The sequence below is a fragment of the Stutzerimonas stutzeri genome (assembly GCF_002890915.1).
GTDB lineage: Bacteria > Pseudomonadota > Gammaproteobacteria > Pseudomonadales > Pseudomonadaceae > Stutzerimonas > Stutzerimonas stutzeri_AF.
Genome location: NZ_POUT01000001.1, coordinates 237,865 through 261,862, shown reverse-complemented (window position 1 = coordinate 261,862; position 23,998 = coordinate 237,865). Strand labels below are relative to the sequence as shown.

The following is a 23,998-nucleotide window of genomic DNA, read 5'->3' as shown; positions in this document are numbered from 1 at the left end:
GGCGTGTGGCAAGCGCCAGCGGCGGGAGTTCCGCTGCCCCGCGCCCTACAGCCCCAGCGCTTCGCGTAGCTCGGCGGCGGTCAGCATCCTCGCCGAAAGGCCGGAGCCGTAGTCGAAGCGCCTGGCGCTACTCAACGGGCCGACGATCACCGGATCGAAGCCGGCATCGGTGACCAGCCGCGTAGCGACGCGCAGGGCCTCGTCATCATCGCCGGCCAAGGGGATGGCCAGCCGCTCGCCGTCGCGATGGGCCTGGCTGCGCAGGTTGTAGGCCGAGATGGCGTTGAACGCGCGGACCAGCCGCACACCCGGCAGGAAACGCTGAGAGGCCAGTCCGGCGCCCAGCTCGCGAGCTTCCTCGGCCATGGGGCCGTCGCGTGCGGGGATGGGATTGCCGGCATCCAGCACGATCTTGTCCTTGAGCTCCATGGCGTGGTCGCGGCCCACCTGCGGGGTGGCGGCGTAGGGCACCGCCAGCAGGATCACCTCGGCGAGCGCCGCAGCCTCGCGCACCGTGCCGACGCGGGCGCGCTCGCCCAGCTCGTCGGCCAGGGGCTGCAGGCGTTCGGGATGGCGCGAGGAGATCATCACCGAGTGCCCGGCCTCCACCCAGAGCCGGGCCAGGGCGCTGCCGATATTGCCGGTGCCGATGATGCCGATGCGCACCGGCTGTTCCTGCGCCACACCGCATGCAGCGCCCAGCGCCAGTATCAGGCCCAGCAGGCAGGCGGCGAGGCGGTGGCGGGCTTTCATCGGGGCATCCTCCGGTTAGCGCTACCGGGAAAGCATAGGCAACCCTGCCGCACGGTGCTCTTCGAGCGCCGCTGGTGGCTCAGCGGCTCGCGACCGGCGCATTGCCGCGCCGCCAGCGCGCACGGACCGGCTTGTGCAACCAGGGCGCGAGCAGGCGGGTCGACAGCGGGATGAACAGGTACGTCATCAACGGGGTCAGCGCCAGGGTGCTGAGCAGGATGCGCAGCGTCAGCGGCAATTCGCTCAGGGCACCGCCGAACAGCGCGTGGAACAGCAGCGAGACGGGAAAGAACGCCAGCCAGATCGCCACGCTCTGTTTCCAGCGCGGCGGCAGGCGGTCGTCATTGCCGAACCAGGCGTCGATACCGCGGGCGCGGTGCTCGTGGGGCTGGACAAAGAGTTCGCCGCCGCGTTGCAGCCAGGTGCGGCGCGAGGCCGAATGCTCCCAGGCGTCGAGGGTCGGTTCGTCGACGAAGCGAAAGACCATCTGGTATTCATCGTCGCCCGGCGGCGGGGCGAGCACGCCGGAGCCGAGGTAGCCGGGAAAGTCGGCGGCCAGCTGTTCGCCTTCGTGCAGCCAGGCGAGGAAATCGTGATAACGGCCGTCGCGCACGCGGCGGGCCACCATCAGGGTGACGGGTTCGGTAGACATCGTGTATCTCCAGCAGCAGGCCGGCGACCCGGATAGGGCGTTCGGCGGTACGCAGCACCGGGGTGGTGGGCTGCGACGAAGGCCATGCGAGGATCGTTCCGGTTTGCGAAGAGCCCCGTCCCGCCTGGCTTTCCTGGGGAGGTCGGCGACGCGGGCGCGCCACTATACGGGGAAAATGCCCCGTTGAGCAGCGCGGTTCGCACCGCAATGGGTGTCGTCCTGCCGTGCCCTCGAGCCGCCGCGCGCGGGAGCGCCCGCGCATCGTGCCGGGCGGCCTCAGGCCTCGCCGGGGTACTGCGAAGCCTTCAGCAGGCGCGCCAGGTGGATGCTGTTGCGTGCCAGGGTCTGGGTGGTTTGCGCCACCTTTTCCGGAGGCTGCGGCAGGTCCTTGTAATCCGTGCCCTGCATGGCCTCGCCGACCCAGTAGGTCACGGCGTTGGGCGCCAGCGAAAAGCCGAGATCGTTGAGCCCCTGGAAGATCTGCGCGCTGACATGGTGCGCGCCGTCTTCGTTGCCGACCACGGCGACGCCGGCGACCGTGCCGTAGGAGAGCATGCGCCCGACGTCGTCCGTCTCGCCGAGCAGGGCGTCCAGGCGCTCCAGGACGCGCTGGCAGACGCTCGATGGATGGCCGAGCCAGATCGGCGTGCCGAGCAGGAAGATGTCCGCGGCGAGGATCTTGCTGCGCAGCAGCGGCCAGTCGTCGCCGTCGCCCTCGTCGGAGCTGACGCCGGGCTTGATGTTGAAGTCCGCGGCGCGCAGCAGTTCGCCGTAGACGCCCCGTTCGGCGAAAGCGCCCAGGGCCTGGCGCAGCAGCAGTTCGCAGGACGAATCGTTGGGTGAGGGCTTGAGTGTGCAGTTCAGGGCGAAGACCGAAAGCGACATGACGCGGCTCCTGTCAGCGGGGACGATGTTGCTTGGGACCGCGCAGGCGCCGGACCTTCTGCCGGAGATGGACGGGCGGGCATGCCGGTGCCGCTAGGCCGCGTTGCCCGTGATGACGAGAAAGCCCCGCCGACTGCCGTCGGCCGGGGCTTTCCAGGTGCTGTCGGCCCGCGCGGACGCTGCGGTCAGAAGCGGTAGGTCACTTCATCATCGCGATCACGCGGTTGCGCAACTCCGGGTCGGTCTGTACCGCCTGGTTGATGGCGTTGTACTCGTCGATGCTGATGTCGTTCTTTTCGATCACCCCGAGCATCTGCTCGTTGGCTTCCTGCTGCAGTTCGCGCGCCTTGGTGGCGTCCTCGGTCCGCTGCAGCTTGCCGGTGAACTCCTCGCGGATCTCCATGATCTCGCCGAGCGAACTGGCGAAGCCTTCCAGCTTGTCGTCGCTGAACTGCTGGGCGCCGGCCGCCGGTTGTGCGGCGGGCGCCGGTTTGGCAGGTGCCTGCGCGAGGGCGAGCGGCGCGCCGAGGCCGAGGAACAGCGAAAAAATGCCGACGAGAGCGAGACGGGCGTTGGGCTGGGTCATGTTCATTCCTTGCGTTCGATTGAGACGCCAGGTCAGGTGCAGGCGCTGTGCCAATTTCGATCGATTTGCATAACAACTTGATAAACAAGGTTTTTTACAGCTCGTCAGGGTGCCGTGGACCCGTCGGAAGGGCGCCTGTATCGTGCCGATATGACACATGTATCAATCTGGCAGCGGCCATCCAGCCTGCGCGGCGCACTGTTGCTCAAGGTCGTCGTGCCGCTGCTGGCGATCATGTTCGGCTTCTCTTCGGTGCTGCTGTGGACGGTCGAGCGCAATAGCGAGCGGCGCTTGCAGGCCGAGGTCGAGCTGGTGGCGCGAGCGATTCGCCTGCCGCTGAGCGCCAGCCTGGAGAAGAACCACGAACGCACCCTGCAGCAGGTGCTGGAATCGGTACTCGGCGTCGGCCGCGTCTACGGCGCCTACGTCTACGACCGCGACGGCAACCTGGCCGCCTCCGCCGGGGTGGTCGAGCCGGACCAGGACCAGACGGCGATCCAGCAGCTCACCGCCGGCGGCGAGCTGACCGGCGCGTACCAGCGCATCAGGGGCCGTGCGGTGTATTCCTACTTCGTCCCGCTGGCCGAGAGCGGCGGGCAGATCAACGGCCTGTTGCAGGTCACCCGGCGCTGGGGCGATTTCGAGCAGGACATCCGTCGCCTGCGGCTGATCGCCGGTGGGCTCGGCGGCCTGCTGGCCGGCGCGGCGCTGGTGGTGATCCTGCTCGGCCATCGTTCGGCGGTGGGCAAGCACCTGCGGCAGTTGACCAGCAGCATGGCGCGGGTGGCGGCGGGCGATCGCGCGCACCGTGCCTCGGCGGCTGGACCGCAGGAGATCGTGCTGCTGTCCGGCGCGCTCAACGCGATGCTCGACAGCATCGCCGCCGCCGAACGCCAGGTTGCCGAACAGCAGGCCCGCGAGGAGGCGTTGCAGGCGCGCCTGCGCCAGACCCAGCAACTGGCCGCGGTCGGCCGCCTGGCCGCCGGCGTGGCGCACGAGCTGGGCAGCCCGCTGAGCGTGATCGACGGCAAGGCGCAGCGGGTGCTGCGCGACGACGACCTGGGTGAGCCGCATCGCCGTGCGCTGCTGCAGGTCCGCCAGCAGGTGGCGCGGCTCAGCGCCATCGTCCGCCAGCTGCTGGATTTCGGCCGCGCCGCCGGCTCGCCGCTGCGCCGCGTTCCGGCCGAGGTGCTGGTGCATTCGGCCGCCGCCGCGGTGGCCGACGAGCTGGCGGCATTGCGGGTCGCGCTGGAACTGCAGGCACCGGCGCAGACACTGCATTGCCGGGTCGACCCTCCGCGCTTCGAGCAGGCGCTGACCAACCTGCTGCGCAACGCCGCCCAGGCCAGCCCCGGCGGGCGCGTGCGGCTGCGTTGGTGGCACCAGGCCGACCAGCTGCTGTTGCAGGTCGAGGACGATGGCCCGGGTATCGCCGAGGCGCATCGTGGCGCGCTGTTCGAGCCATTCTTCACCACCAAGCCGGTGGGCGAGGGCAGCGGCCTGGGGCTGGCCGTCGCCCACGGCGTGGTCAGCGAGTGCGGCGGGCGCATCGAGCTGGTCCACGGCCGGCTGCCGGGCGCGGCATTTCGCATCGCGCTGCCATTGAGCGAAGAAGAGGAGGAGGAGCATGAGTGATGCGCAGCAGGAACGGGTCCTGCTGGTCGAGGACGACGACGGCCTGCGCCAGTTGCTGGTCGAGGAGCTGGAGGACCGCGGCTTGCAGGTGCGCGCACGGGCCAGCGCGGAACAGGCCGCCGGCGAACTGGAAAGCTGGGAGCCGGCGCTGGTGGTCAGCGACCTGCGCCTGCCCGGTGCCGACGGCATGGCGCTGCTGCGGCGGGTCAAGGCGATGCAGGCGGCGCCGGCGTTCCTGGTGATCACCGCGTTCGGCAGCATCCAGCAGGCGGTGGCAGCGCTCAAGGAGGGCGCCGACGAATTCCTCACCAAGCCGCTGGACCTCGAGCACTTCGCCCTGGCCGTCGCGCGCGCGCTGGAGACCCGCCGCCTGCGCGACGAGGTGCGGCGCTTCCAGCAACTGCTCAGCGACGACCGCTTCCACGGCATGCTCGGCCGCAGCCGGGTGATGCGCGGGCTGTTCGACCAGATCCGCCAGCTGGCGCGCGCCGAAGGGCCGGTGCTGGTGATCGGCGAGAGCGGCACCGGCAAGGAGCTGGTGGCGCGCGCGGTGCATGCCGAGAGCGCGCGGGCCGAGCGACCGTTCCTGGCGATCAACTGCGCCGGGCTGCCGGCCGAACTGCTGGAAAGCGAATTCTTCGGCCATGTCGCCGGCGCTTTCACCGGCGCCAGCCGCGCGCACAAGGGCCTGTTCCAGCAGGCCGATGGCGGCACGCTGTTCCTCGACGAGATCGGCGAGATGCCGCTGCCGTTGCAGGCCAAGCTGCTGCGCGTGCTGCAGGAGGGCAGCATCCGCCCGCTGGGCGCCGAACGCGAGCTGCAGGTGGACGTGCGCATCATCGCCGCCAGCAATCGCCCGCTGGAAACCGCGGCCGGCCGCGAGGCATTCCGCGAGGACCTGTTCTTCCGCCTGGAGACCTTCATCCTGCAGGTCCCGCCGCTGCGCGAGCGCGAGGAGGACCTGGAACTGCTCGCCGCCGGCTTCGTCGCGCACTTCGCCGCGCGCAGCGGGCGGCCGGTGCGCGGGCTGTCCACCGCGGCGCTCGAACAGCTGCGCCGCTACCCCTTTCCCGGCAACGTGCGCGAACTGCAGAACGCCATCGAGCGCGCGGTCACCTTCTGCCAGGGCCGCAGCATCGAGCTCGAACACCTGCCCAGCCGCATCGCCGGCTACCGCGACGACAGCGCGCGCAACGCCGGCGGCGAACTGCTCGCCCGGCTCAGCGACGGCCCGCTGCTGCCGACCCTGGACGAACTGGAGCGACGCTATATCGCGTACGTGCTCAAGCAGGTGGACGGTAACAAGCGTCGCGCCGCGGCGCTGCTGGGCATCGGCCGGCGCACGCTGTACCGGCGGCTGGGAGAACGGGAGGAGGCTCCCTGAAGCCTGAAGCGCAAAATGCATCGCCCCGAGGTCGGGCCTCCCACAAAAGCAGCCGGTGCACACCGCCCTCTATGGGAGGCGCGCCCTCGCGGCGATGCAGGCCGCAGGCCTGCCAGAACGCTGAAACCTCCGTCCCGTGTCCGAGCTTTCGACAGAAGCCAGGTGGTGCACTCCGGCACCTGTGCCCGCCAACCGCGGCTGCGTTCCGTTCCTCCCTCGAGGGTCGCTGCGAGTGGTAAAGCGCGAATTCGCCGCTACGCTGAAGCAGGCTGCTCGCCGCTTTGCGCAGATAACAACAACGATCGCCGCCCACCGAGGCGGCGCCATGAGGTGCGTGCCATGAAGACTCTCCACCTGACCCTGAGCGCCCTGCTCACCCTCGGCTGCGCCGCCGCCAGCGCCGCGCCGACCAGCGACGAAGCGCTGGAACGCATGCGTTCGATGAAAACCACCGGCCAATCGCTGGACATGAAGACCGTCCCGCAGGACGGGCCCACGGCCGATGCCATCCGCGAGAACCTCAAGCGCATCAAGCTGCCCGAGGGCTTTCGCATCGACCTCTACGCCATCGTGCCGGATGCACGGCACATGGCAGTGGGGCCGTCCAGCGGCGTGGTCTTCGTCGGCACGCGCAAGACCGACCTGTGGGCCGTGACCGACCGCACCAAGAACCGCACGGCGGACGAGGTCAAGCGCTTCGCCCCGGCGATCTCCTTCACCCAGCCGGGGCCCTGCTTCAGCCCGGACGGCTTCCTCTTCGTCGCCGAGCACAACCGCGTGCTGGTGTTCCCCGCCGCGGAGTTCTTCTACGAAGGGCCGGACGTGGCGGCCGACATCGTGGTGCCGACCGGCGAGCTGATCCCCCAGGACGAGGAAAGCTACAACCATGGCGCGCGGGTCTGCGCCATCGGCCCGGACAACAAGCTCACCGTCTCGCTCGGCCAGCCGCACAACGTGCCGCCCAAGGACAAGCTGGACCTCTACGCCGAGCGCGGCATCGGCGGCATCGTGCGCATGGAGCGCGACGGCAGCAAGCGCGAGGTGTTCGCCAGCGGCGTGCGCAACTCGGTGGGCATCGCCTACCACCCGACGACCAAGGAGCTGTGGTTCACCGACAACCAGGTCGACGGCATGGGCGACGACATTCCGCCGGGCGAGATCAACCACGCGCCCAAGGCCGGCATGCGCTTCGGCATGCCCTGGTACGGCGGCGGCCAGGTGCGTACCAACGAGTACGCCGACGAAACCCCGCCGGAGGGCCTGACCTTCCCGGTGGTGGAAACCACCGCCCATGCCGCCGACATGGGCCTGACCTTCTACACCGGCAAGCAGTTTCCCGAGCAGTACCGCGGCGGCCTGTTCAGCGCCCAGCGCGGCAGCTGGAACCGCACCGTGCCGGCCGGCGCGCGGGTGATGTTCACGCCGTTCGCCGCCGACGGCAGCGGCCCTTCGGGCGAGACCGTGCCCTTCGCCGAGGGTTGGCTGGACGCGGACACCGGCGAGTACTACGGCCGCATCGTCGACGTCGCCCAGCTCAAGGATGGCTCGCTGCTGGTCAGCGACGACACCGCCGGGGCGATCTACCGCATCTCCTACCAGGGCAACTGAACCGAGGGGAACGCCATGCCGCTCGCCGGAAACGATCGCCCGCGCCCGCATTGGCTTGCGCTGCTGACGCTGCTGTGCCTGGCGTTCCCGGCGCAGGCGGACCTCGCCGAGGGCAAGGCCCGCGCCAGGATGTGCGCCGCCTGCCACGGCATCGACGGGCTCAGCAAGGTTGCCGATGCCCCGAACCTGGCCGGCAACGGCGAGCTCTACCTGACCCGCCAGCTGCAGGCGTTCCGCTCCGGCGAGCGCAAGCATCCGCAGATGAGCGTCATCGCGGCGGGCCTGAGCGAGGCGGACATCGCCGCCGTGGCGGCCTGGTATGCGGCGATCAAGGTCAGCGTCGAACTGCCGGAATGATGCCGCACGCCCCTCTTCAGCGTCGCTGACCGCCGTGCTGTCCCTGGGCAGCACGGCGTCAGTCCCGTCGCCAGTGCGCGCCGACGAAATACTCCTCGTCGCTGGAGTGGCTTCAGCTCGCCAGTTCGCCATCGTAGGCGGATTCCAGCGCGTGGCCGATGCGCTGCGCCAGGTGCAGGCCGGTGCTGGTCACGGAAGACCCTGGCAGCGCGGGTGCGAGCCAGCGACCGGCGGTTGCGATGATTTGTCGCGAGCGGCCTGCCGAGGGGCGATTCTTGAGCCAGACTCCTGGAATGCCGCGTCGTACGGAGGAGCCCGCCATGCCACCGATCATTCCTTTTCCCGACCGTGTACAGGCCGGTCGGGCGCTGGCCGAGCGGCTGGCGCAGATGGACAGCTGGAGCGGTGCGCTGGTGCTCGCGCTGCCCCGGGGCGGCGTGCCGGTGGCCTATGAAGTGGCCGACCGCCTGGGCCTGGAACTGGACATCCTCGTCGTGCGCAAGCTCGGCACGCCGGGCAACCCCGAACTGGCCATGGGCGCGATCGCCAGCGGTGGCGTGCGGGTGATGAACGAGGACATCGTCCATTACAGCCACGCTTCCCACGCCGAGATCGAGGGCACCGTCATCCAGGAGAGCCATGAACTGCAGCGGCGTGAGCGGGCCTATCGCGGCGACCGGCCGCGCCCGGTGATCCAGGATCGTGCGGTGATCCTGGTGGACGACGGCCTGGCCACCGGCGCGACCATGCGCGCTGCGGTCCAGGCCGTACACAAGCTGGGAGCCGGCAGCGTCACGGTGGCGGTCCCGGTGGGGGCGCCGGAGAGCGTCGCGCAACTGGAACAGCTGGCCGACCGCGTCGTCTGCCTGCATCTGCCCCACGACCTGTATGCCATCGGTCGTTGGTACGTGAATTTCGACCAGACGTCCGACCGGCAGGTGATGGACCTGCTGCTGCAGGCCTGGAGCAGGGGAGGAGAACCGGCATGAAACACCCGTCGACACCGATGCGCTTCACCCTCGGCAAGGCCCGCCTGCATGGCGATCTGTGCGTGCCGCAGGGCGCCAGTGGCCTGGTGGTGTTCGTGCATGGCAGCGGCAGCAGCCGGCACAGCCCGCGCAACCAGAGCGTGGCGCGCTATTTCAACGGGCTGGGGCTCGGCACGCTGCTGTTCGACCTGCTCACCACCAGCGAGCAGCCGATCGACGAGATCACTCGCCAGTTGCGCTTCGACATTCCGCTGCTCAGCCAGCGCCTGAGCGGGGTGGTGGATCAGCTGGGGCACGAGGCGAACCTGCGCGACCTGCGCATCGGCCTGTTCGGCGCCAGCACCGGTGCCGCCGCCGCGCTGATCACCGCAGCGTCGCGGCCGGCGGACATCGCCGCCGTGGTCTCCCGGGGTGGCCGGGTCGACCTGGCCGAGCAGTCGCTGGCGCGCGTCAAGGCGGCCTCGCTGTTCATCGTCGGGGAGCGCGACCTGGAGGTGCTGGAACTGAACCGCGAGGCCGCCGCCCACCTGCAGTGCGCACATCAGTTGGCGGTGGTGCCGGGCGCGACCCATCTGTTCGAGGAACACGGCACGCTGGAGGCGGTGGCGCAGCTGGCCGGTGAATGGTTCCTGCGGCACCTCGCCTAGGGGCTTCACCGCTCTCACCCCCATGCCGCCCCGCATACAGGCCGAGCGGCAATGCGCTGAAACAAGGCGTTGCGCCGTGGCTGGTGGACAGCGACGCACTCTTGGCCTCGACTTGTCATAAAGACCGGAATGCCATGGAGGATGAGATGACCCGGGCCCTACTGCGTCGCGCAGCCACCGACGCGCTCTTCTGGTCGTTGATCTATGCCGCGCTGTGGGCGCTGTTCGCCGCCGGGCGCGGCTGGAGCCTGGGCATTCCGACGGTGGCGCTGGCCGTTGCCCTGAGCCTGTGGCTGGGACTGCGGCCACCGGCCCTGCGCCTGGCAGCCTTGCCGGCATTCCTCGGCTGCTTCCTGCGGCACATGCTACTCGGCGCCTGGGACGTGGCGCGGCGCGCCTTTCAGCCCGGTTGCCCGCTGCAACCCGCCTGGCACGATTTCGTGCTGAGCAGCCCCTCGCCGCGGGTCCGCCTGCTGCTCTCGGCGATGGTCGGCCTGCTGCCCGGCACGCTGGCCTCGCGCCTGGACGGCGAGCGGATGCGTGTACACGTGCTGGACGAGCGCCTGCCCTGGCGCGACACCGTGGGCGAACTGGAGCGCCGGCTGGCGCGCCTGCTGGATACGGGGCCGGAACGCTGATGGCGCTGTTCTCGACGCTGCTGCTGCTGACCCTGGTGATCGGCCTGGGGCGCGTACTGCGTGGCCCGAGCCGGGTCGACCGGCTGCTCGCCGTGCAACTGCTCGGCACCACCGGCACCGCGCTGCTGTTGCTGCTGGCGCAATGGCAAGCCCTGCCGGCGCTGCGCGATGCCGCGCTGGTGCTGGCGCTGCTGGCGGCGATGGCCAGCGCGGCGCTGGTGCAGTTGCTGCGCCGGAGCCGGCATGAGTGAGCTGCTCGCCGCGCTGAGCTGGCTGCCGCTGGCCGGCGGCCTGCTGTTCTTTGCCGCCGGCAGTATCGGCCTGTTGCGCTTTCCCGATGCCGTCGCCCGGCTGCATGCGTTGACCAAGGCCGATACCCTCGGCCTCGGCCTGGTGGTCGCCGGGCTCGTGCTGCGCGCCGACGGCCTGCTGGAAATCGGACAGATGCTGCTGATCTGGCTGCTGGTGCTGGCGTCCGGCGCCACCACCTGCCAGCTGCTGGCGCGGCAGACCGAGGAGAAGCGGCCCGATGACTGACTGGTTGCTCGACGCCGTGTGCGGCCTGCTGCTGCTCGTCCTCGCCGGCGGCGCCCTGCATGTGCGCCAGCTGTATGCCGGTGTGCTGCTGTTCATCGCCTTCGGCCTGGTCCTGGCACTGGTCTGGGCGCGGCTGGGCGCGGCCGACCTGGCGCTGGCCGAGGCGGCCATCGGCGCCGGCCTGACCGGCGTGCTGCTGTTCGCCGCGCTGGCCCGCCAACCGCTGGAGGGCAGCGAGCCGCACCTGTCGGGCCGCCGCCGGCTGGCGGCCGTGCTGGTGCTGCTGCCGCTACTGATCCTGCTGCTGCCGCAGCTGGCGCCGCTGGCCACTTTGCACGCGCCGCTGCCGGCGCGCATCGAGGCGGCCATGCCGCACAGCGGCGTCGGGCATCCGGTGACGGCGGTGCTGCTGAACATCCGCGCCTGGGACACGCTGCTGGAACTGGCGGTGCTGCTGCTCGCCCTGCTCGGCGCGCGGCAGCTGGGGCCGGCACGGCTGCAACTGGACGCGCCATGGCCGTTGCTGCGGGCCTGGGGCCGGGCGCTGGCACCGCTGCTGGTGCTGGCCGGCGGCTATATCCTCTGGCGCGGTGCCGAGTCGCCGGGCGGCGCCTTCCAGGCTGGTGCGTTGCTGGCGGCGGGCATCGTGCTGCTGCGCCTGGCCGGCGCGCTGCCGGCGGTGCGCTGGTCGTTCTGGCCGCTGCGCCTGCTGGTGCTGCTCGGCTTGCTGCTGTTCGTGGCGGTCGCCGGGGGTTGCGCTGTATTCGGGGCCGGCTGGCTGAGCTACCCGGCGGGTTGGGCCAAACCGCTGATCCTGTTCATCGAGGCGGCGGCGACGCTGGCCATCGCCGCCAGCCTGAGCCTGCTGGTGATCGGCGACGAGCCGGAGCCGCGCGCATGAGCGCCACCGTATTCTGGATCGGCATCGGCCTGGCGCTCTGGCTGCTGGCCCTGCATGGCCTGCTGACCCTGCGCCACCCGCTGCGGCGGATCATGGCCATCAACCTGATGGGCAGCGGCGTGTTCCTGGTGATGATCGCCCTGGCGGCGCGCAGCCGTCCGACCGATCCGCTGCTGGTGGCGCTGGTGGTGACCGGGTTGGTGATCGCGGTCAGCGCCACGGCGCTGGCGCTGCGCCTGGCCAGCGCACTGGAGCGGCAGGAGGCGGACGAATGAGCGCGGCGCTGCTCAGCCTGTGGTTGCCACTGGCCGGCGCGCTGCTGCTGGTTCTGCTGCGCCCGCGCCATGCCGGGCGCTGGGTGATCGCGCTGAACCTCGCCAGCCTGCTGGCCGCCGCCGTGGCCTTGCAGCTGGCGATGGAGCAGGGCATGCAGCAGCTGTACATCGGCGGTTGGGAACGCGGCCTGGCGATCCGCTTCCAGCTTTCCCCGCTGGCGGCGCTGCTGCTGGTGTTCAGCGCCGGGCTGCACCTGCTGGTGGCGTTGTATGCGGCGCGTATCCCGCATGCCGCCGGCGGCCAGGACTACTGGCCGTTGTCCTGCCTGCTGCAGGCGGCGCTGGCCGCGCTGTGGCTGTCGGCCGATCTGTTCAACCTCTATGTGACGCTGGAACTGCTCGGCCTGGCGGCCGTGGCGCTGGTGGCGCTGGCCGGGCGCAGGGCCTGGCGGCCGGCGCTGAACTACCTGCTGCTGTCGCTGGCCGCTTCGCTCGCCTATCTGCTCGGCGTGGCGCTGTTCTACGGGCGCTACGGGTTGCTGGACATCGCACTGCTGGCGCAGCTGGCCGTGGCGGACGCCCCGACCCGTCTGGCGCTGCTGCTGATGAGCCTGGGGCTGATGCTCAAGGCGGCGCTGTGGCCGCTGCACCTGTGGTTGCCGCCGGCGCATGCCGCCGCGCCGACCGCGGTCAGCGCACTGCTCTCGGCGCTGGTGGTCAAGGGGCCGCTGTTCATCCTCTGGCTGCTCTGGAGCGAGGTCGCGCCGGCGCCGCTCGGCCGCGACGCCGGCGCGCTGTTCGGCGCGGCCGGTGTGCTGGCGCTGCTCGCCGGAGGCTGGTCGGCGCTGCGCGCGCCGCGGCTGAAGAGCCTGGTGGCCTATTCCACCGTGGCCCAGCTCGGCTATGCGTTGCTCGCCCTGGGCCTGCTGCTGCGCCTCGAGGAGCCGCGTCTGCATGCGGCGCTGTGGTTGTTCGTGCTGACCCATGGGCTGGCCAAGGTGTCGATGTTCCTCGCCGCCGGCGAACTGCAGACCATTCTCGGCAGCACCCGTGTGCAGGGCATGAAGGGCGCCAGCCAGAACGTGCCGGTCGCGCTGACGGCCTTCGCCGTGGCCGGCGGCAGCCTGATCGGCTTGCCGCCCAGTGGTGGCTTCCTGGCCAAGTGGCTGCTGTTGCAGCCGCTGTTCGAACGTCCCCAGCACTGGCCCTGGGTGCTGGCGGTGCTGCTCGGCACACTGATGTCCGCAGCCTACGTGTTCCGCGTGCTGGCCCACGGCTTCGACCGTGTGCGGCCGAATCCGCCGAGTATTCATCCGGATCGCCTGGCGCAGTGGCTGGCGCTGCTGCCGGGGTTGCTGGTGTGGAGCCTGGCGCTGATCAGCGAACCGCTGCTGCTCTGGCTCGGCGGGCTCGACCAATGAACTGGAACAGCGTGCTGCCCCTGGGCATCGTGCTCAGCTCGCTGCTGCCGGGGCTGGTGATCTTCGCCCTGCGGGAAGACCAGCAGCGCCTGCGGGTGAGCCTCAACCTGCTCGGGGTGACGCTGAAGCTGCTGCTGGTCGGTGGCATGCTCTACGGCGTCAGCCAGGGGGCCGGGTTCCGCTTCAGCGTGCCGCTGCTGCCCGGTGCCGCGCTGGTCTTGCAGGGCGATGCGCTGTCGCTGCTGTTCGTCGCGCTGTCGTCGCTGCTGTGGGCGGTGACCACTGTCTACGCCATCGCCTACCTGGAGGATTCGCCGCTGCGCTCGCGCTTCTTCGGCTATTTCAGCCTGTGCGTCAGTGCCACCGTGGGGGTGGCGCTGGCGGGCAACCTGGTCAGCTTCCTGCTGTTCTACGAGATGCTGACCCTGGCCACCTTCCCGCTGGTGGTGCACCGTGGCACGCCGGAGGCGCTGCGCGCCGGGCGCATCTACCTGGCCTATACGGTGGGCGGCGGCGCGCTGGTGCTGATGGGCGTGGCGCTGTTGCACAGCCTGGCCGGCACCCCGGATTTCCAGGCGGCCGGCTATCTGCTGGAGCGGGTGGGCGAACATGACGTGGCGCTACGCGTGGCGTTCGTCCTGCTGATCCTCGGCCTCGGGGTGAAGGCGGCGCTGATCCCGCTGCACGGCTGGCTGCCCCAGGCGATGGTGGCGCCGGCACCGGTCAGCGCGCTGCTGCATGCGGTGGCGGTGGTCAAGGCGGGCGCCTTCGGTATCGTGCGGGTGGTCTACGACGTGTTCGGCGCCGAGGCGCTGACCCGCCTGGAGCTGGCCGGCCCGCTGCTCTGGCTGGCGGCGGCGACCATTCTCTATGGCTCGCTGCGTGCGCTGCAGCAGCAGGAGCTGAAGAAGCGCCTGGCCTATTCGACCATCAGCCAGGTGTCCTACGTGACCCTCGGCGTGGCGCTGCTCGGGCCGATCGCCGCGATCGGCGGGCTGGTGCATCTGGTGCACCAGGGGCTGATGAAGGTGACGCTGTTCTACTGCGCCGGCAATTTCGCCGAGACCCTCGGCATCCGCCGTATCCGCGAGATGGACGGCGTCGGCCGGCGCATGCCCTGGAGCATGGCGGCGTTCACGGTCGGCGCGCTGGGCATGATCGGCATCCCGCCGATCGCCGGTTTCATCAGCAAGTGGACGCTGGGGCTCGGCGCGCTGCAGGTCGGGCAGGCCTGGGTGCTGCTGGTGCTGCTCGGCTCGGCGCTGCTCAATGCCGCCTATTTCCTGCCGCTGCTCTGGCGCGGCTGGTTCGCCGAACCGGCACGCTGGTCCAAGGACCGCTGGGCCGGCGAACGTCTCGAAACCCACTGGATGCTGCTGCTGCCGCCGTTGCTCACTGCGCTGCTGTCGCTGCTGGTCGGCCTGCTGGCCGCCACCGCGGTGAGCCCGCTGGGCTGGAGCCAGCTGATCGTCGAGCGGGAGTTCGCCTTGTGAGCGCCTGGCTGTGGCTGCTGGTGCCGGCGACGCCGCTGCTCGCCGCGCTGGTGCTGGCGTGGCTGGGTGCGCGGGTTGCGCCCTGGCTGTGGTTGAGCTGCCTGCCGGCGCTGCTGGCGGTATGGCTGCCGCCGCCGACGCTGGAGTTGCTCTGGCTATGGGAAGGCGTGCGCTGGGGCGCGAGCGATAGCCTGACCCGCGCCTGGCTGGGCTTTTCCGCGGTGCTCTGGAGCTGCGCCGCGAGCTTCGCCGGCAGCAGCGTCGCCGACACCCGGCGCCTGCGCTTCTGGATGTTCTGGCAACTGGCGCTGGCCGGCAACCTGCTGCTGGTGATCGCCACCGATGCGCTGAGCTTCTACCTCGGCTTCAGCGTCATGAGCCTGTCGGCCTACGGGCTGGTCGTTCACCGTGGCGGACCGGGGCCGCGTCGTGCCGGCCGGCTCTACCTGCAGCTGGCGATCTGCGGCGAGATACTGCTGCTGGCGGGGTTGCTGCTGCGCAGCCACGCGGGCGGCAATTCGTTCGATTTCGCCAGCTGGCAGGCGCAGCCGGTCGACAGCCTGAGCCTGGCGTTGCTGCTGCTCGGCCTGGGCCTCAAGGCGGGGTTCTGGCCGCTGCACGTGTGGTTGCCGCTGGCCCACCCCGAAGCGCCGGCACCGGCCAGCGCGGTGCTTTCCGGGGCAATGCTCAAGGCCGGCTTCCTCGGCCTCTGGCGCTGCCTGCCGGAAGCCGACCCGACGCTCGCGGCCTGGAGCGCGCCGCTGCTCGGGGTTGGTTTCTGCGGTGCGCTGTATGCCGCGCTACTGGGGCTGTGCGCCGGCAAGACCAAGGCGGTGCTGGCGTATTCCTCGGTGAGCCAGATGGGCCTGATGCTGATGATCCTGGCGCTGGCCTGGAGTCCCGGCACGCCGGGCGCGGCGCTGTTGCCGGCGCTGGTGCTGTTCGGCGTGCATCACGGCCTGGCCAAGGGCGCATTGTTCCTGGCCGCCGGGCTGCTTCATGACAGCCGCCTGCCGCGCCCTGCCTGGGTGCTGTCGTGGTTGCCGGCGTTGGCGCTGCTGGGCGCGCCATTCACCAGCGGCGCGGCGGTGAAAGTGCTGCTCAAGGACGCCTGGCAGGCCAGCGCCTTCGCGGCCTGGGCGCCCTGGCTGAGCCTTTCCAGCGTCGCCACCGCGCTGCTGTTGCTGCGTGCGCTGTGGCTGATGCAGCGTGACCAGCGGCAGGCGCCGCGGCGGCGTCCGCCTGCGGCCCAGTGGTTGCCCTGGACGCTGCTGAGCATGGCGCCGGTCGTGCTGCCATGGGCCTGGCCGGCGCTGCGCGATCCCTTGCTGGCCAGCGTATACCCGGGTGCTCTCTGGGAAGCGCTGTGGCCGTTGCTGGCGGCGCTGGGCCTGGCCGGGCTGGCCCAGCGGCGTGGCTGGCGGTCGCCGGCGCGCCTGGCCAGGTTGCCGAACCTGGCGCTGTGGTGGTCGCTGGCCCTCACCCGGGTGCTGCGCAATCCGCCGTTTCCCGAGCCGGCCATTCGCCTCGACAAGGCCCGCTGGCGTCGCCGCGAACGGCGCTGGAACCGTCTCTGGGAGGGCGGCACGCTGACCATCAGCGCCTGGCTGCTGGTGGGGTTGCTCTGGCTGGGCTGGCTCTGGTGAGCAGCTGTTAGGGCAAGGCTTTTTCGGCGAAGGGGCGCGTCTCCAGGCCCAGCTGCGCGCGGAAGCTTTCCATGTCGAACATGGTGCAGATTTCCTGGATCTGCCTGGCCGGGGTGAGGGTCCAGAAGGCCATGGCGGAGATGCTGAGCACCTTGTCGCTGGGCGGATAGCCGAACGCGGGGCGCTCGATGGTGCCGATCAGGGTGCTCCAGGTGACCACCTTGTTGCCCTCGGCGATGCACTCCTCGACGGCCACTTCCAGGTCCGGCATGGCATGGCGGATCTGTCGGATCATGTCGAGAAAGGCGGCGCTGTTCAACGGCCGGCCGGCGAACGAGCTCTTGTAGAGAAAGTCCTTGCTGTGCAGTTGCTCGGCCAGGGCCATGTGCCCGCGGTTCCAGGTCAGGTCGATGTGCTGGCGGGCCAGTTTCTTGCGGTCGTCCAGTGACATGCATGCGCTCCGCTGTTCCTGTTGGGGGGGATCGAGTGTGCACTCTAGCAGTGCCTCGGCCCTTGCGGGAGCGCTGGCGGAGTCAGTCGCTGCCGAGCCTGATGCGGAAGGCGGCGCCGCCGAGCGGCGATTCGTCGAGGCTGAGTTCGCCACCGTAGCTGTCGAGGATGTCCTTGACCACGGCCAGGCCGATGCCCTGGCCGGGATGCCGGGCGTCGAGGCGTTCGCCGCGGCGGATGATGCGTGCGCGCTGGTCGGGTGGCACGCCGGGGCCGTCGTCCTCGACGTCGAGCAGCAGTTCGCCGGCGCTGCTCGTCGCGCTGACGCGAACCTGTCGCAGGCACAGGCGGTAGGCGTTCTCCAGCAGGTTGCCGAGCAGTTCCATCAGCGCGCCCTGTTCCATCGATACCAGGCAGTCGTCCGCCAGGCGCAGTTCGACCTGCACCTGCTTGTCGCGGTAGACCTTGTCCAGCGTGCTGCACAGGCTGTGCAGCAGCGGTTGCAGTTCGACGCGGTGGCGCACCAGGCCGCTCTTGCCGAGGCTGGCGCGCTGCAGCTGGTAGCCGATCTGCTGGCTCATGCGCTCGATCTGCACGTGCATCACCTGCGCCTGCTCGCGGCTCTGCGGCTGGCCGCAGAGGCTTTCGCCGACGCCCTGCAGCACGCTGAGCGGGGTCTTCAGGCTGTGCGCCAGGTCGCCGAGGGAATTGCGGTACTGCTCGCGCTGGTGCCGCTCGCCGTCGAGCAGGCGGTTCAGCGAGCGGGTCAGGCGCAGCAGCTCGCGCGGGTGCCGGTCGCTGAGGTGCTCGCGGCGGCCGGCCTCCACTTCGTCGAGCTCGGCGCTGACCCGCCTGAGCGTGCGAAAACCCCAGGTCAGGCCGAGCCAGAGCAGCGCCAGCAGCACCAGCAGGCCGCCGCCGAGCCACAGGTAGAGCTGGCGGCGGAATTCCTCGTAGAGGCTGCGGTATTCGCTGGTCGGCTGCATGGTGACGAAGCTGAAGGCGGTGTCTTGGTTGCCGGGCAGGTATAGTTCGACGTCGTAGACGAAGTATTCCAGGCCCTCGGTGTCGCGCACGCGGAGGAACTCGGTGACCCCGCCCTGGTAGCGCGGGCGGTAGTCGATGCGCTCGTCGGCCGCCGAGCGCGAGCGCCAGAGCAGTTCGCCGCGCTGGTCGAAGATGAAGCCGAGCAACTGGGCATCCGGCAGGTCGAATTCCTCGTCCGGCAGCCGCTCGGGCATTTCCAGCCGCCCGCTTTCCAGCTGCGCGGCGCTGATCAGGGTGCTGGCGTCGGCGGCCAGGCGCTGCTCGATGACCTTTTCGAAGGCCAGGCTGAAAGCACCCTGCAGCAGCGGCAGCAGCGCCAGCATGAACAATGCCGCGAGGCTGGCGGCGCCGAGCATCAGCCGCAGGCGCAGTGACATGGCGCCGCCGCGGCGGCTGCCGAGGCGTGCCCGCAACCGGCGCCAGCGCCGGTTCATCGGCAGCGCTCGGTGAACAGGTAGCCGAGGCCGCGCACGGTCTCGATCGGCTTCATCGCGCAGCGGGCCTCGAGCTTGCGCCGCAGCCGGCCGACCAGCACCTCGATCACGTTGGGATCGCGCTCCTCGTCGTCGCTGTAGAGCTGTTCCATCAGCCGTTCCTTGGCCACCACCTGCTGCTGGTGGCGCATCAGGTATTCGAGGATGCGGTATTCGTAGGCGGTCAGCGCCAGCGGTTCGCCATGGGCGCTGGCCTGCTTGCGGTTGAGGTCGAGCTTCAGCGGGCCGGCCTCGATGCTCGCCTGGGTGAAGCCGCAGGAGCGCCGCAGCAGCGCATTCAGGCGCGCCTCCAGCTCCTCGAACTGGAACGGCTTGACCACGTAGTCGTCGGCGCCGGCGGCCAGGCCTTCGACCTTGTCCTGCCAGTTGCCACGCGCGGTGAGGATGAGGATGGGGAAGCTCTTGCCGCGGTTGCGCAGCTGGCGGATCAGGTCCAGCCCGCTGATGCCCGGCAGGCCGAGGTCGATGACGGCGAGGTCGTGGTTGAATTCGTGGCTCTGGTACAGGGCCTCTTCGGCGTTGGGCACGGCATCGACGACGTGGCCGCTCTCGCCGAGGCGGGTCTGCAAGTGGTGGCGCAGCAGCGCCTCGTCTTCCACCACCAGCACCTTCATGTTGGCTGCGCTCCCTGTATGGACGGCCGGGCGGCCCGGCCGTCGCTCATCGTATTCTTCAGAAGTGATAGTTCAGCCCGAGATAGGCCTGCTTGCTGCTGTGCAGGTCGATCGAGCCGAGCTTGCCGACGCCGCGCTCGGCCACTTCGGTGCCGGCGTTGCTGCGCAGGTAACGGTAACCGGCCTCCACCGAGACGTTATCGGCCAGCGTCTGCAGGATACCGGCCTGCAGGCCGACCAGGTAGCCGATGTCGCTGTCGCGGCTGTAGCCGCGCGATTCGTGCTCCAGCTTGGTCAGGCCGGCGCTGGCGCCGCCGAACAGGCGGGTGCTGTCGCCCAGCGGGAGGAACAGGTCGTAGCTGCCGATCAGGTTCTGCTGGCGCAGCTTGAGGGTGCTGCCGTAGTCGTCGGAGACGTTCTCGTAGGTCAGGTAGTAGCGGCCTTGGTCTGTCATCTGGCCGCCGCGTACGCCCCAGGTGCCGCTGTTCTTGATCACGTCATCGAAGCGGTCTTGCCCCATGTTCTGTTTCAGCGAGCCGGAACGGTCGATGTTGACGGTACTCTCGCCCCAGGTGATGCCGGCGAAGTTTTCCGCGGCATGGGTGCCGAGGCTGAAGAGTCCGAGGGACGTGGCGATGGCCAGAGTGTGCAGTGTTTTCATCGGTGACTCCTTTTCAGGCAGCGGGATACTGACGGCCCCTAGCCTGAACGGTGATCACTGAACCTCGACTGAATCCCGCCTGAACCTGCGCTGAACGAGTGCTGGATGGCCCGCCGCCGGTCGCTTGGCGAGCGAAGCGGAGCCGCGGCCAGGCACTCTACCTGGCAGGCAGCTGTTTCGTTCAGCGGGTTGCCCTACCTTTTCTGTTCGTTCGGAAGAAGCTGCGATCAGGCGCGGCACGACTCGTCCCAATCGAGGCGGCTGCGCAGCAGATACGCCGCTTCGGCTCGATTGGAGGCGCCGATCTTGCGCAACAGGTTGTGGATGTGGCTCTTGATGGTGTGCGGGCTCAGGCACAGCTGTTCGGCGATCTCGGCGTTGGACAGGCCCTTGCCGGCCAGGCTGAGGATTTCCCGTTCACGCAGGGTCAGGCTGGTCTTGGTTTCGGCGAGCTGACGCATCCGTCGCCATTGCCCGAGCAGGCGTTCGGTGAGCACGCGCGGCAGCCAGTCGCCGCCTTCGAGCAGCACGCGGATGCCTTCGAGCAGGTGCTCGCGGGTGGCGTGGCTGTAGAACACGCCGCGAATCACCGGGTGCTTGTCCACCAGCTGCTCGGCCTGTTCGGGCACGATGTTCACCAGCGCCACCGGCGTGTGCTCGTCGAGTTGGTCGATCACGCTGGAAATCTGTTCGGCCTGGCTGTGCCCGGCGTCGACCAGGAACAGATCGGCACCGCGATGCTGGCGGGATTCCAGCCCGGCCAGGGAGACTTCGAGCTGCGCCTGCTCGCCGAGGAAATGGCGAAAGAACAGCCCCAGCAGCTCATTGCCGGTCAGGAGGGTGACAGTCGGGGAGGGAGGGTCCCGGGTAAGATCCGCGTCCATGTTCGGTACCTAGGCAGTCGGGCATGAATGATGAAATCGATGAAAAAGTTACTAAACGACCAGCACCTTGCGGCGAAGTTCAGCTGCGTATCGGCGAACGCTCATTATCCCGGGCGAGCGTGCGCCGCTCGGCCGTGATCGGGGGTAGCCGTCCTGGCAGCTGCGCGTTTTTGCACTAAGGTTGGGGGCATGAGTGTGATCGCTTCTCGCGTGCAGCCGCGTGAACTCAGCCTGCGCGCGCTGGCGACCGGGCTGCTGCTGGGCGCCCTGCTGACGCCCTCGAACGTCTACTCGGGGCTGAAGATCGGCTGGTCGTTCAACATGTCGATCATCGCCCTGCTGATCGGCTTCGCCCTCTGGCGCAGCCTCGCGGCCGGCTTCGGCCTGCCGCGCTGGAGCCTGCTGGAAAGCAACATCAACCAGACCACCGCCTCGTCCTGCGCTTCCATCGTCTCCGGTGGGCTGGTGGCGCCGATCCCGGCCTACACGCTGCTCACCGGCCAGCAGCTGGACAACCTGGCGCTGATGGCCTGGGTGTTCTCGGTGAGCTTTCTCGGCATCTGGGTGGCCTGGTACCTGCGCCCGTCGCTGATCGTCGAGTCCAGGCTGCGCTTTCCCGAGGGCATGGCGACGCTGGCGACCCTGCAGCAGATCTACAGCCATGGCGCCGAGGCCGGCCGCCGCTTGTGGGTGCTGGGCGGTGCGGCGCTGCTTGCCGCCGGCGCCAAGTTGAGCGACGTCTTCCTCTGGGCGTTGCCGCGCTGGGCGCCGTCGGCGCAGTTCGAGCGCCTGACCTTCGCCGTCGAGCCGTCGCTGCTGTTGCTGGGCTTCGGCGGCATCATCGGCCTGCGCGTCGGCCTGTCGCTGTTGCTCGGCGCCGTGCTGGCCTGGGGGCTGCTCGCACCCTGGCTGCTGGCCGAGGGGTTGGTGCGGCTGCCGTCCGCGGCGCAAGGGCCGCAGTTCGCCGTGCTCGTCGAATGGCTGCTGTGGCCGGGCGTCAGCCTGATGGTCTGCGCCACGCTCACCGCGCTGGGGCTGCGCCTGTGGCGCGGGCGTGGCGCGTCGGCGCGCGGTTCGCTGCGGCTGCGGCGGCTGGCCGGGCTGCCCGCCTGTGGGCTGCTGCTGGCGGTGGGGCTGGTGGTGACGCTGCAGGTCGGCCTGTTCGGCATCGACCCGTGGCTGGCGCTGCTGTCGATTCCGCTGGCGCTGCTGCTGGCGGTGGTCGCCGCGCGGGTGGTGGGCGCCACCGGGATTCCACCGATCGGCGCCATCGGCCAGCTGTCGCAGCTGGGCTTCGGCGTGCTCGCTCCGGGGCAGGTGCCGATCAACCTGATGAGCGCCAACACGGCGGGCGGCGCGGCCGGGCAGTGCACCGACCTGCTCAACGACTTCAAGGTCGGCCATGTCATCGGCGCGGCGCCACAGCGCCAGGCGGTGGCGCAGTGCCTGGGCATCCTGCTCGGCAGCGTGGTGGGCGTGCTGGTCTACCGGGTGCTGATCCCCGATCCGCAGGCGCTGTTGATCAGCGCCGAATGGCCGGCGCCGGCGGTCGCGACCTGGAAGGCGGTGGCCGAGGCCCTGACCGGCGGGTTGGGCGCACTGGCCAGCGATATCCGCTGGGCGATGCTGGCCGGGGCGTCGTGCGGGGTGCTGCTGGGGCTGCTGGAGGGGCTGCTGCCGGAACGGCGGCTGCGCTGGTTGCCGAGCTCCGCGGCGCTCGGGCTGGCTTTCATCATCCCCGCCTCGATCTCGTTGATGATGACCTGCGGGGCGTTGCTCGCCTGGTCGTTCGCCTCGCGCTGGCGCAGCCTCGGCGAGCGCTTCGTGATCGTCGCGGCGGCGGGGCTGGTGGCCGGGGAAAGCATGGCCGGCGTCGGCGCCTCGCTGTGGCAGCTGCTGGGCGGATAACGCCCTCGGCGGATGCCGGGCCGCGAAACCCTCCTGGCGCCCTGTTGCCGGATATTAGGTACTCCCTTGAAAAGAGGTGACGACCATGAACATCAAGCAGATTGCGGTAGTGATCCTTGCCGGCCTGTTGTCGAGTACGGGCTTCGCCGGCGGCAGCGGCACGTCCGATGATGCCACCCATGATTCCATGGAGCACGGCACCATGGAGCAGGGCGCCGCGGGTGGCACGGGCAGCGGGACCGGCATGGGCAGCATGCCGGATACCGAAGGCAAGGCCGGCACGACCACCGATCCGGAGCGTGACGATGATGACGACGCGGCTGACCTCGATACCGGCGCCGACGGTGCGCCGCGGGGCGAGCAGGGCAGCACCGGTACGGGCGGTGAAGGCGGCGCACGCGGCGCCTACTGACCGCGGTGAACCACGCCGTCCCGGCGGGCGTTGCGTCCGCCGGGACGTTTGCGTTCGCATTGCCACTGGGCGTCGCGCTGAAACCTTCCCGGTGCCGGTTTGCCCAAACGGTATGGGCTCCATGGCTGGAGGTGTCGCATGTCGGTGCTGCGTTGGTGTGTGCTGTTCCTGGCCCTGCTGGGGAGCCAGGCAGTCGTTGCCGGAGGCACGGGACCGACCCATCCGCAGAAGGCTCGCCAGCATCCGCTGGACAGCAGCGAGCCGCGGCAGGAGGTCATCGAGCGGCCACGTGGCGGCCCGCGAAGCGGGGCGCCGGCGCTGCCCTCGGAGCGGGCGCCGGGCGAGGCGGATAGGCCGCCCTTGCCTGATCGGGAGGAAGGCCCGGCGGTGCCTGACGAGCGGGCTGGAGAACGGCGGGGAGCGAGGACTTAGCGACCGTGCCGCGGCACAAAAAAGCCTCTTCGCATTTCATGGGGACAGGCTGCTTGACGCCGGACTGGCAAGTTTGGGTGTTGCTGCCATTTGGTTTGGGCTTGCGCCTCGGTGATCAGGGCGCTTACCGAGCGTGCTGACACTTCTGGTTTCGGCCCCCCGGCCGAGTCACTTGACTCGCTTCGCTCGCCCTTCGGGCCAGCCTGCGGCTGTTACTCCGCTACGCTCTGTATCTCGTTGCTCGCCGAGAAAGCAATCAAAGAGAAAGCGCGCCCGGCATCCGTAATGCTGTTCACTTAACGACTCAAGCTGGATGTTGGATCTGTAGGAGCGGGCCACGCCCGCGATTCGCGCGCATGGCGCGCTCCTACAAAGTACTCTCCGTGCTTATCTGAACAGCATTACGTCCGGCATCCGGGTCTGGCCGCTGCGCGGCCAGGCTTCCCTCCGTCCTGTGCCGCTCCGAGGCCGTCACGATGGGACGTCCCTACCTCGGCGGCCCCGTCCTTCGTTCCTCGCTCGGCGTCCATGCCTTGCCTCCCCCTGCGCGAGCCTCCTGACGGGAACGGGGTCCGAGTCGCCTGGAAGATCGTTGCTTTTTGCTCAATGCACGAACTATCAGGCGACGCCAAACGCCCCTTCAGGAGGGTGAGCGGAATCGTTGCGTAGGGGGTTGAGCGGCATGGACG

Annotated in this window: 26 protein-coding genes; 16 read left to right on the top strand and 10 right to left on the bottom strand. The window is 69.7% G+C overall.

Features of this window, described 5'->3' with window-relative positions:
• Positions 1-45 precede the first annotated feature (45 nt).
• The 4 genes from CXK94_RS01240 to CXK94_RS01225 form a co-directional block, all read right to left on the bottom strand.
• Positions 46-753 carry an NADPH-dependent F420 reductase gene (locus CXK94_RS01240; protein WP_102892972.1) on the bottom strand — a complete coding sequence of 236 codons (708 nt, stop codon included), beginning with the start codon at positions 751-753 and terminating at the stop codon, positions 46-48.
• A gap of 79 nt (positions 754-832) precedes the next feature.
• Positions 833-1,405, bottom strand: a complete 573-nt coding sequence (locus CXK94_RS01235) for an antibiotic biosynthesis monooxygenase (RefSeq protein ID WP_102892971.1) — start codon at positions 1,403-1,405, stop codon at positions 833-835.
• A gap of 276 nt (positions 1,406-1,681) precedes the next feature.
• A complete protein-coding gene (locus CXK94_RS01230) occupies positions 1,682-2,290 on the bottom strand; it encodes a flavodoxin family protein (protein WP_102892970.1) in 609 nt (202 codons plus the stop codon).
• Positions 2,291-2,489: 199 nt separating this feature from the next.
• On the bottom strand, positions 2,490-2,876 hold the full coding sequence (locus CXK94_RS01225) for a DUF4168 domain-containing protein (RefSeq protein WP_102892969.1): 387 nt from the start codon (positions 2,874-2,876) through the stop codon (positions 2,490-2,492).
• A gap of 150 nt (positions 2,877-3,026) precedes the next feature.
• On the opposite strand from CXK94_RS01225, the gene CXK94_RS01220 reads away from it, so the two are divergent.
• From CXK94_RS01220 to CXK94_RS01205, 4 genes are all read left to right on the top strand, one after another.
• A complete protein-coding gene (locus CXK94_RS01220; RefSeq protein ID WP_102892968.1) occupies positions 3,027-4,511 on the top strand; it encodes a sensor histidine kinase in 1,485 nt (494 codons plus the stop codon).
• On the top strand, positions 4,504-5,895 hold the full coding sequence (locus tag CXK94_RS01215; protein ID WP_102892967.1) for a sigma-54-dependent transcriptional regulator: 1,392 nt from the start codon (positions 4,504-4,506) through the stop codon (positions 5,893-5,895). Before CXK94_RS01220 ends, CXK94_RS01215 begins: the two co-directional genes overlap by 8 nt.
• A 339-nt stretch (positions 5,896-6,234) precedes the next feature.
• The gene (locus CXK94_RS01210) at positions 6,235-7,503 is read left to right on the top strand and encodes a PQQ-dependent sugar dehydrogenase (protein ID WP_102892966.1); all 1,269 of its coding nucleotides are present in this window, start codon (positions 6,235-6,237) and stop codon (positions 7,501-7,503) included.
• A gap of 15 nt (positions 7,504-7,518) precedes the next feature.
• Positions 7,519-7,860, top strand: a complete 342-nt coding sequence (locus CXK94_RS01205) for a c-type cytochrome (RefSeq protein ID WP_102892965.1) — start codon at positions 7,519-7,521, stop codon at positions 7,858-7,860.
• 112 nt (positions 7,861-7,972) lie between these two features.
• Here CXK94_RS01205 and CXK94_RS22555 read toward each other — a convergent pair whose 3' ends face one another.
• A complete protein-coding gene (locus CXK94_RS22555; protein WP_256046090.1) occupies positions 7,973-8,182 on the bottom strand; it encodes a hypothetical protein in 210 nt (69 codons plus the stop codon).
• On the opposite strand from CXK94_RS22555, the gene CXK94_RS01195 reads away from it, so the two are divergent.
• The 10 genes from CXK94_RS01195 (at position 8,181) to CXK94_RS01150 (ending at position 16,407) form a co-directional block, all read left to right on the top strand.
• Positions 8,181-8,849, top strand: a complete 669-nt coding sequence (locus tag CXK94_RS01195) for a phosphoribosyltransferase (protein WP_102892964.1) — start codon at positions 8,181-8,183, stop codon at positions 8,847-8,849. The genes CXK94_RS22555 and CXK94_RS01195 overlap by 2 nt on opposite strands.
• Positions 8,846-9,496, top strand: a complete 651-nt coding sequence (locus CXK94_RS01190; protein ID WP_256046089.1) for a dienelactone hydrolase family protein — start codon at positions 8,846-8,848, stop codon at positions 9,494-9,496. The genes CXK94_RS01195 and CXK94_RS01190 overlap by 4 nt, the downstream gene beginning before the upstream one ends.
• Positions 9,497-9,642: 146 nt before the next feature.
• Positions 9,643-10,134 carry a Na+/H+ antiporter subunit E gene (locus CXK94_RS01185; protein WP_256046087.1) on the top strand — a complete coding sequence of 164 codons (492 nt, stop codon included), beginning with the start codon at positions 9,643-9,645 and terminating at the stop codon, positions 10,132-10,134.
• Complete coding sequence (locus tag CXK94_RS01180; RefSeq protein WP_037045370.1) at positions 10,134-10,385, top strand: monovalent cation/H+ antiporter complex subunit F; 252 nt, start codon at positions 10,134-10,136, stop codon at positions 10,383-10,385. The genes CXK94_RS01185 and CXK94_RS01180 overlap by 1 nt, the downstream gene beginning before the upstream one ends.
• Complete coding sequence (locus tag CXK94_RS01175) at positions 10,378-10,671, top strand: cation:proton antiporter (protein WP_102892961.1); 294 nt, start codon at positions 10,378-10,380, stop codon at positions 10,669-10,671. Before CXK94_RS01180 ends, CXK94_RS01175 begins: the two co-directional genes overlap by 8 nt.
• On the top strand, positions 10,664-11,572 hold the full coding sequence (locus CXK94_RS01170; protein WP_102892960.1) for a hydrogenase subunit MbhD domain-containing protein: 909 nt from the start codon (positions 10,664-10,666) through the stop codon (positions 11,570-11,572). The genes CXK94_RS01175 and CXK94_RS01170 overlap by 8 nt, the downstream gene beginning before the upstream one ends.
• A complete protein-coding gene (locus CXK94_RS01165; RefSeq protein ID WP_102892959.1) occupies positions 11,569-11,847 on the top strand; it encodes an NADH-quinone oxidoreductase subunit K in 279 nt (92 codons plus the stop codon). The genes CXK94_RS01170 and CXK94_RS01165 overlap by 4 nt, the downstream gene beginning before the upstream one ends.
• A complete protein-coding gene (locus CXK94_RS01160) occupies positions 11,844-13,268 on the top strand; it encodes a proton-conducting transporter membrane subunit (protein ID WP_102892958.1) in 1,425 nt (474 codons plus the stop codon). Before CXK94_RS01165 ends, CXK94_RS01160 begins: the two co-directional genes overlap by 4 nt.
• Positions 13,265-14,761 carry a complex I subunit 5 family protein gene (locus tag CXK94_RS01155; RefSeq protein WP_102892957.1) on the top strand — a complete coding sequence of 499 codons (1,497 nt, stop codon included), beginning with the start codon at positions 13,265-13,267 and terminating at the stop codon, positions 14,759-14,761. The genes CXK94_RS01160 and CXK94_RS01155 overlap by 4 nt, the downstream gene beginning before the upstream one ends.
• The gene (locus tag CXK94_RS01150) at positions 14,758-16,407 is read left to right on the top strand and encodes a complex I subunit 5 family protein (protein WP_102892956.1); all 1,650 of its coding nucleotides are present in this window, start codon (positions 14,758-14,760) and stop codon (positions 16,405-16,407) included. Before CXK94_RS01155 ends, CXK94_RS01150 begins: the two co-directional genes overlap by 4 nt.
• Before the next feature lie 7 nt (positions 16,408-16,414).
• Here CXK94_RS01150 and CXK94_RS01145 read toward each other — a convergent pair whose 3' ends face one another.
• From CXK94_RS01145 to CXK94_RS01125, 5 genes are all read right to left on the bottom strand, one after another.
• On the bottom strand, positions 16,415-16,858 hold the full coding sequence (locus CXK94_RS01145; RefSeq protein WP_102892955.1) for a ketosteroid isomerase-related protein: 444 nt from the start codon (positions 16,856-16,858) through the stop codon (positions 16,415-16,417).
• A gap of 82 nt (positions 16,859-16,940) precedes the next feature.
• On the bottom strand, positions 16,941-18,338 hold the full coding sequence (locus tag CXK94_RS01140) for an ATP-binding protein (protein ID WP_102892954.1): 1,398 nt from the start codon (positions 18,336-18,338) through the stop codon (positions 16,941-16,943).
• A complete protein-coding gene (locus tag CXK94_RS01135; protein ID WP_102892953.1) occupies positions 18,335-19,012 on the bottom strand; it encodes a response regulator in 678 nt (225 codons plus the stop codon). Before CXK94_RS01135 ends, CXK94_RS01140 begins: the two co-directional genes overlap by 4 nt.
• 58 nt (positions 19,013-19,070) lie before the next feature.
• Positions 19,071-19,673, bottom strand: coding sequence for an outer membrane beta-barrel protein (locus CXK94_RS01130; RefSeq protein ID WP_037044705.1), 603 nt, complete (start codon positions 19,671-19,673; stop codon positions 19,071-19,073).
• Positions 19,674-19,900: 227 nt separating this feature from the next.
• Entirely contained in the window at positions 19,901-20,485 is a 585-nt protein-coding gene (locus CXK94_RS01125) for a response regulator transcription factor (protein ID WP_037044718.1), read from the bottom strand.
• A 261-nt stretch (positions 20,486-20,746) separates the two neighbouring features.
• Between CXK94_RS01125 and CXK94_RS01120 the strand changes: the two genes are divergently transcribed.
• Entirely contained in the window at positions 20,747-22,465 is a 1,719-nt protein-coding gene (locus tag CXK94_RS01120) for an OPT/YSL family transporter (RefSeq protein ID WP_102892952.1), read from the top strand.
• Positions 22,466-22,550: 85 nt separating this feature from the next.
• On the top strand, positions 22,551-22,877 hold the full coding sequence (locus tag CXK94_RS01115; protein ID WP_102892951.1) for a hypothetical protein: 327 nt from the start codon (positions 22,551-22,553) through the stop codon (positions 22,875-22,877).
• Positions 22,878-23,998 lie beyond the last annotated feature (1,121 nt).